This is a genomic window from Winogradskyella psychrotolerans (genome assembly GCF_018860565.1).
GTDB classification, from domain to species: domain Bacteria; phylum Bacteroidota; class Bacteroidia; order Flavobacteriales; family Flavobacteriaceae; genus Winogradskyella; species Winogradskyella damuponensis.
In genome coordinates this window covers 353,823-360,277 of record NZ_JAHKPS010000029.1, presented here as the reverse complement: position 1 = coordinate 360,277, position 6,455 = coordinate 353,823, and the positions used below count along the sequence as shown (strand labels likewise).

Sequence of the window (6,455 nt, the reverse complement as noted above, 5' to 3'; positions counted from 1 at the left end):
AACTTAAGACGTGTATAATAATCACAAAATGATCAAACAGTATTGAGAATCTTTTTAACTAAGAATCCTATACAAAACCTGAATTCATAGATTCCATATTAATTTAATCAATCCTATAAAAAAGGTAATGGATTTATTGAAATTTGGTTAATCAATCCTCATAATACTCTAAAATATTTTATTTAGCGTAAAACAAACGTTTGTTTTACGCTAAATAAAATAATAAAGAACTAAAATTGTTTTTATTCTTAAACAAATAGGGACTAAAACGTCGCCTCCACAATAATAATACAGCAGAGGTTTTATTTAGTAATAGCTATCTATTTCTTCAACCACACTAAAAAACATATTAAAAAAAATTAAACCTTATGGCTTTATTTAGACTATTGAAAAGAAGCAACAGAGGTTCGTTCTAATAAACAATTTTAAACAGTAATACAATTTCCAATTGTTCTTCTAAAAAACAACATTAACAAAAGACCTAAAAAGGAATAAAAAAACTTAATATTCTAATTTTCTTACTGACTTTATCTACAATACACTGTTTCAATTTTTTCAATATTATTTTTTATAATATAAAGTAAGGATATCATTTTTTTATATAACCTTTCCTAATCTGAAAGACCGTTTCTAAAAGAAAGTCTTCAGCATCTTCTTCGGTTATTAAAGGCAATTTATTTTTGTTTTTTATTGACGTTTTAGTTGCCACATTCTCTACAGAGTCATTCGGTTTTACTGAATTTAAATTTAGAACGTTCTTTATATCCGTTAAATCGTTTTCTATAAATTTTAGAACATTGACCTTTTGCTTTTCTAATGATTTATTTGGTAGTATTATATGTGATTTTAAATCTTCTACATGTTTTAAAAAAACTTGGGTCTGTGATTTAAATGATTTTTTGGTTTCTTCCCTTAAATCAGATATATCAATTTCTATATTATTTTCCATCCAATTCGATACATATAATACAAAATTGACATGTATAATCGTGAAATCAAATTGTACACAAATTTAAATCAAATTGTACATTAAAATCCAGTTTAAACACTATTTAAAACAACTTTAAGTTGTCGTGAGGATTGCTTAAATCATAATTAGCTGTCAATACTTCAATTTTCTTTTTAGCAGGCTTACCAGTACCATTAGCAACACTAACTGTTTGCTCTAACTTCTTAACATACCACCCATTACTCGTAGTATATTCGGTAAGTATATCACTAGGATAACTACTCATTAAAAACTTACCTTCAACTTTTGAGAGCGTTTTTAAGAGATCTTCGAAGTCTTCACGACTATATCCATCATAATGCCCACAATCGCTATTAAAATACGGTGGATCGCAATAATGAAAAGCATCTTTATAATCCCTTGAGCGGATAACTCGTAAAGCATCAGTATTCTCTACTTGTACATTTTGCATACGGATAGATAAATCAACTGTAAAATCCCTACGCTTATTAGATATCTTCTGGCTAGTTGTACCTCTCAGTTTATCATAACCAAATGAGCCATCAAGCATAGAACTAAAGCTTTGTGCTGCCAGCACCCAAACAGCCCAAGCTCGTTTTAAGCGGCTAAACATATGTGGATTGTTGTATATTACTGATGCATCACTATGTAAGGATCTACTATGCAAACTAATCCTAACCATTTTCTCAAGTTCTACAAAATCATTCTGGACGCACTCATAAAAATTGATAAGCTCACGGTTGTAGTCATTGATAACTTCAACCTCACTCTTAGGTTTCGCCCAAAATATAGCACCTCCTCCGACAAAGGTTTCGGTATAAGTTGTGTGTTTAGGAATTAGTGGTATTATAGTGCTTACTAAATTCTGCTTACCACCATAATAGCTTGTAGGTGTTTTTAAATTCATATATCTTTGTATTTCTCAGGTAAAATAAAGGTGCCAATACACCATTTAAGCAAGGAATATACTTCCTCGGCTTGGTGTATTGGCACCTTTATTGTTCGTCGTATGCCTGAGAAACTACGACAGCAAAGTCGAGGTTTTTATAAACTCTCGTACTGCAATTTTAAAGCATCGAAATCTGCCTGTGTAGCAGTTGTATCTTCGCCCATTCTATTCTGCAAATCAAGCTCAATAGATAACTGCTTTAATTGAAGTCTCAAGGAATCCGATTCACTCAACTCATTCAAAACCTCACGCTTACTTTTAGGCTCGGTGATTTTGTCTACCGTTTGGCCAACCAATCCACTAGGATCTTCAATATCATCATCTAATCTTACTGTGCTGTAACCTGTTGGTAGTAATGCAGCAGGTATATCATCTGAATGAACCCCAATTATCAAATTAGAATCATTTATCTCTGCATATTTTATTTTTGCCATATCGCTATATAGTTAATTTTCGAGTTTCCATCGTTCTCTCGGTTATTACAAATCACTCTTATTTTATCTGATAAAACATCATAATTACACCATAGAATGTCATTGTCATCCACATTTCCGCTAAAGTAAATTTCCGCGATACTAGCTTCAAAACCGACTAAGTTTGCCATGGTGTATCCTGTAGGTGGGTAGATGTCCTTAAAATTCTTCGTATAATCATTCTGTAGCTCACCACCATCTCTATTCTCTGTCACAGCACTTCCGTAAGTCACCTTTGTAACTCTATATCCTGCATCTCTTAGCAGTTTTATAGTTAACGCTCGCTCTTCATCATTTCCTAACTGTATCTCGCTAAGATTAGCTAATTCAATAACACCACGTCTGTCTGCAGTTGCTTTTCTTTCATTTAGCTTCTTAGGTGTTATAGCATGTGTATCATTGTCATTGGTATTAGCCTCTGCCTGTGTAGCTATTTCAACTAAACCCAGCTTTTCTTCAGTAGCTTGTGTGAGCAGGCCATTTAAGACCTGCAAGGTTCTAACTCTAGTTAATGTATCAAAAGAAAATGAAGCAACAATATCTGCATCACCAGGATCGCCAAACTCACAATGTCTCTTTTTCCAAATTGGCTGTATCTGATCAAAACTACCAGTCTGCGTATCATCATAAGCAGCTGTAGTTATAATTTGCTTAATAACTACAGTTTCGTCAGTTGCAGAGGCTTTAAATGGTAAAATTTCATTGTTATATATAAGCCATCCTGCGCTGGTTTGACCATTATCATCTTCTATACCATCGAAAATAACATTATTACCTATTGCTTTAACTAAAGCATTTATCTGATCGTGAGATGCAGATTCCAAAAACTCTAGCAATTCTATTGCACCAGGAACACCAGTGCTCGAAATTATTAGTTTATCCATTCTATTATGTATGATTTAGAGTAGTGATTGTATCTATTTATTTCAGAGCGTACTTTCACTAAGTATTTATCTAATTCTAGTTCAGTGTTTGGCTGATATTCTATCGGAATATGAACTATATAATCAGGACTCTGAGCTTCGTTTTGAAACGCATAATAAAATCCTTTCTGCACATCGCCTTCACCATAAAATCCAAACTCTTTATTTTCATTCCAGTAATAAAATCTATTGATATCTGTTCGCTGTATGTTACTTATATAGATCCTTCGTGCTGAAGGATCAAACTTATCATTCAGCATTTTCTGCAGCAGTACTATAGAACTATTATGACTTACAATGTAAAATACCGACTCTTTAAATGCTGTAAACCGCGCATAATTTGCCTTTATAGGTGCAAACAAAGCATTGAGAAACGCAATTGTTTTAGGCTTACGCAAATCTATAGGCAGACTCAGCTTTATTAATTTCTCTATGTCAACGTTCAAATAATTACTCATAGCTCTCTACAAATTCAAATTCGCTGTTAATTTCGTCTAACACAAAATAACCAGAATCTGGTTGTCTAAAATCAGTAACCACACCTGCAATATTGCTCGTAGAGTTATATTCAAAATCGCCAAATTTTGAAGCCACTAATACTTTATGTGGCGATACCACACCTTCTACCTGTTGCAAAGCATCAGTTAAAGCATTAACATCTAAACGACCATCAAACTCACTGCTAGCTAAAAATGCTTTAACAGCATCTTGCACTGGTGTGTCATTTGTGCCATCTAAACGTTTGCCTTCATTATCTAAAATAAGACCGTTATAATAGATTTTGTAACTCACCTTTAAATCATCACCATTTCCTGTTGTAGCAACCTTGTAAACGCCTGCTGTATCTTTAAGATCTATATACGTTTGAAAACCTGCCAGCTCTGGTTCTGTAAATGCAGATAAAACACCGTTATTAGACTTTGCCACTTTTATACGCAAAGAACCAACACCGTTAAGCACCACACGTTGTATAGAGACTTTAGCAACTATTTTAGAGGCATTTACAGCCTGTATTTCGGCAGATGTTACAGGTGTAGGATAAATACCAGTCTCTGGCAAATTATAACCATGCTGATACTGCAATGCCATCTTAGTGTACCACAGCTTGGTACCGTAGGTGTTCTCAGAAATCAATGTTGAAATTTTATTATAAAGCGCATCTAAGAGCTGCTCTTGTACCCACTGCCCAAATGCCACTACCCACAGATATAAACGCCATATTGAAACCTTACTGGTGCTAGTTAAGCTATTTTGCAGTTGGGTTTCCTCAGCATCTGTAAGCACCTCTAATGTAGATAGCTCATCTGCATCCGACACAGCATTAAGCATTTCATCTTGTATCTCGTTTATACTTCTACTCATCGCGTTTACGTGTTATTATAAATTTTAACCAAGCTTTGTAATTACCATCAAAATCATTGGTAACATCCTTAATTATCAAATAAACACCTCTAACTATTACTACAAATGACGCTAAAATGCTAAAAAACGAAGCAGGCGTTATGTTAAGAAATAAGGTAAAAAGAAATGTCAACAGGATGTCTAAATATTTATGCGTCATTACTCTGTTTTCTTTTTAATGAAATTCTGAACCATTTGTGCGAGCTTCGCTACCTCTCCCCATAGAAAAATAAGAGCCAAGCCTAAAAATATCCAATTAATAGATGTCCACACATCCTCTCTTTCTGTTAAACCTAGCGCATATCTAGCTGGCAAATACAATGCTATAAATAAGAACAATGTACCTGCTATAATTGCCAAACCTCTCTTATATTTCTCTACGAAACTCATACGATTATTAATTTTATAGTTATTATTAAAATAAACGGCCACACCCCCTACTAAACAATTAGACGCTCTAACTGCCTAAATGCAGCCGTTTTAATTGATATACTTTACTTGCTCAGACACATCACTTAGAAATCGTAAAATGTGAGATTCCGATGGATAAGTCTTAGCAAAATTTAAAATGCTTTCGGCTTTCGGCTTTGTCCTAAAATTTCTATTGAAAAACAACATCGAAATCTTATTAGCATACCGTGCAATTTTCGTGTTTTTTTCTGGCAGTTTCATCTCCCTACTATTAATTGAAAATTATCACAATGACTCAAGATTAAACCTTTAGATAAAGCCTCGACTTCTGTTATTGGTTTGCCATTATTAAGCAATCCATTTTTAAAAAACCACACCACATTATATAAGTTTAACGGATGGTCTCTAAAATCGAAAGGCTCGTCTGAAATAACGTATAACGAATTTTCGGAGTCACAAGGTATCTCTGAACCAAAATGATATTCTGATATTAGATTAGTCATCTCATTAACCAGTAATGGTAATTTGTTTTTAAATGTAGTAGCTCTTATGCTTGCAATAGTGTTACCTCCTTTACCTATTAGGTATTCGATGTCTGGCTGCTTTACTATAACTTCTGCCTCTTTAAACATAGCCTTGGTGTTATCTGCAGAATCTAAAACTTTTACAGCATTAACATGCTGAAAAATTAATTCATTGTCTTTAAACAGTTGATACTTTCCATGGGCTAACGTGCTTACGGCTGGCTCTTGATTTTCTACTGGCAAATACTGAATTAATGTTGCTTTAGGACTCGTGCTTGAATCATCTAAAAAATCATTAACACCACCTCGTGCTCTTAGATGTATAGATTTTGAGTTGATGACTTCTACAATTAACTCATCTGCTACTATTGGTTTTACTAACTTTTTTTCAAAGATTCCTGCATCAAGCCAATCGCCAACACCGCTTTCAATGACTGTTTTTTTATCGGCTTTTATGTATGAAATTTGCCAAGATGCATCTGCTTGTGGCTGGTTTCCGTAAGCACCGCCAACAGTTATATAATTGATAGTTTTAGGGCTTTTCCACGATACCTTCCAAAAAAACAAATCTGTTTTTTCACCCCATTTTACACCGTATTCCGAGTGTTTAGAAGTTACTGCGTAATTCTGCGTTGCAGGATCATACAAGATATCTGCAGGTAAACCACGACCTTCTGAAACACTTCCTGTTACGTTTGCATCTTCTGTTAAAGCTAAATTAACTAACTCGTCTGGTTTGTTGTTTTGTGCTTGCGTTGTTAAGCATAACGCTATGGCTAAAATTGTGAATAGTTTTTTCATAGC

The 6,455-nt window shown here is 34.0% G+C and carries 9 protein-coding genes; all 9 read right to left on the bottom strand.

The window, feature by feature from the left end:
- Positions 1–589 precede the first annotated feature (589 nt).
- Entirely contained in the window at positions 590–949 is a 360-nt protein-coding gene (locus KO504_RS17115; RefSeq protein ID WP_215928952.1) for a hypothetical protein, read from the bottom strand.
- Positions 950–1,052: 103 nt separating this feature from the next.
- Positions 1,053–1,877 (bottom strand): DNA adenine methylase, encoded by an 825-nt coding sequence (locus tag KO504_RS17110; protein WP_215928950.1) that lies wholly within the window; start codon positions 1,875–1,877, stop codon positions 1,053–1,055.
- A gap of 137 nt (positions 1,878–2,014) precedes the next feature.
- Positions 2,015–2,314: a hypothetical protein gene (locus KO504_RS17105; RefSeq protein ID WP_215928948.1), complete on the bottom strand. Its 300-nt coding sequence runs from the start codon at positions 2,312–2,314 to the stop codon at positions 2,015–2,017.
- Between the two features lie 26 nt (positions 2,315–2,340).
- Positions 2,341–3,276 carry a hypothetical protein gene (locus KO504_RS17100; RefSeq protein ID WP_215928946.1) on the bottom strand — a complete coding sequence of 312 codons (936 nt, stop codon included), beginning with the start codon at positions 3,274–3,276 and terminating at the stop codon, positions 2,341–2,343.
- Positions 3,264–3,773 carry a hypothetical protein gene (locus tag KO504_RS17095; RefSeq protein WP_215928944.1) on the bottom strand — a complete coding sequence of 170 codons (510 nt, stop codon included), beginning with the start codon at positions 3,771–3,773 and terminating at the stop codon, positions 3,264–3,266. The genes KO504_RS17100 and KO504_RS17095 overlap by 13 nt, the downstream gene beginning before the upstream one ends.
- Entirely contained in the window at positions 3,766–4,677 is a 912-nt protein-coding gene (locus KO504_RS17090) for a hypothetical protein (RefSeq protein WP_215928942.1), read from the bottom strand. Before KO504_RS17090 ends, KO504_RS17095 begins: the two co-directional genes overlap by 8 nt.
- Complete coding sequence (locus KO504_RS17085) at positions 4,670–4,876, bottom strand: hypothetical protein (protein ID WP_215928940.1); 207 nt, start codon at positions 4,874–4,876, stop codon at positions 4,670–4,672. The genes KO504_RS17090 and KO504_RS17085 overlap by 8 nt, the downstream gene beginning before the upstream one ends.
- Entirely contained in the window at positions 4,876–5,106 is a 231-nt protein-coding gene (locus KO504_RS17080; RefSeq protein ID WP_215928938.1) for a hypothetical protein, read from the bottom strand. The genes KO504_RS17085 and KO504_RS17080 overlap by 1 nt, the downstream gene beginning before the upstream one ends.
- Positions 5,107–5,384: 278 nt before the next feature.
- On the bottom strand, positions 5,385–6,452 hold the full coding sequence (locus KO504_RS17075; RefSeq protein WP_215928936.1) for a hypothetical protein: 1,068 nt from the start codon (positions 6,450–6,452) through the stop codon (positions 5,385–5,387).
- Positions 6,453–6,455 lie beyond the last annotated feature (3 nt).

Bases quoted from the DNA above. Each gene is read 5' to 3' on its own strand.
- KO504_RS17115 (WP_215928952.1), bottom strand. From the start codon at position 949: ATGGAAAATAATATAGAAATTGATATATCTGATTTAAGGGAAGAAACC.
- KO504_RS17110 (WP_215928950.1), bottom strand. From the start codon at position 1,877: ATGAATTTAAAAACACCTACAAGCTATTATGGTGGTAAGCAGAATTTA.
- KO504_RS17100 (WP_215928946.1), bottom strand. From the start codon at position 3,276: ATGGATAAACTAATAATTTCGAGCACTGGTGTTCCTGGTGCAATAGAA.
- KO504_RS17095 (WP_215928944.1), bottom strand. From the start codon at position 3,773: ATGAGTAATTATTTGAACGTTGACATAGAGAAATTAATAAAGCTGAGT.
- KO504_RS17090 (WP_215928942.1), bottom strand. From the start codon at position 4,677: ATGAGTAGAAGTATAAACGAGATACAAGATGAAATGCTTAATGCTGTG.
- KO504_RS17085 (WP_215928940.1), bottom strand. From the start codon at position 4,876: ATGACGCATAAATATTTAGACATCCTGTTGACATTTCTTTTTACCTTA.
- KO504_RS17080 (WP_215928938.1), bottom strand. From the start codon at position 5,106: ATGAGTTTCGTAGAGAAATATAAGAGAGGTTTGGCAATTATAGCAGGT.
- KO504_RS17075 (WP_215928936.1), bottom strand. From the start codon at position 6,452: ATGAAAAAACTATTCACAATTTTAGCCATAGCGTTATGCTTAACAACG.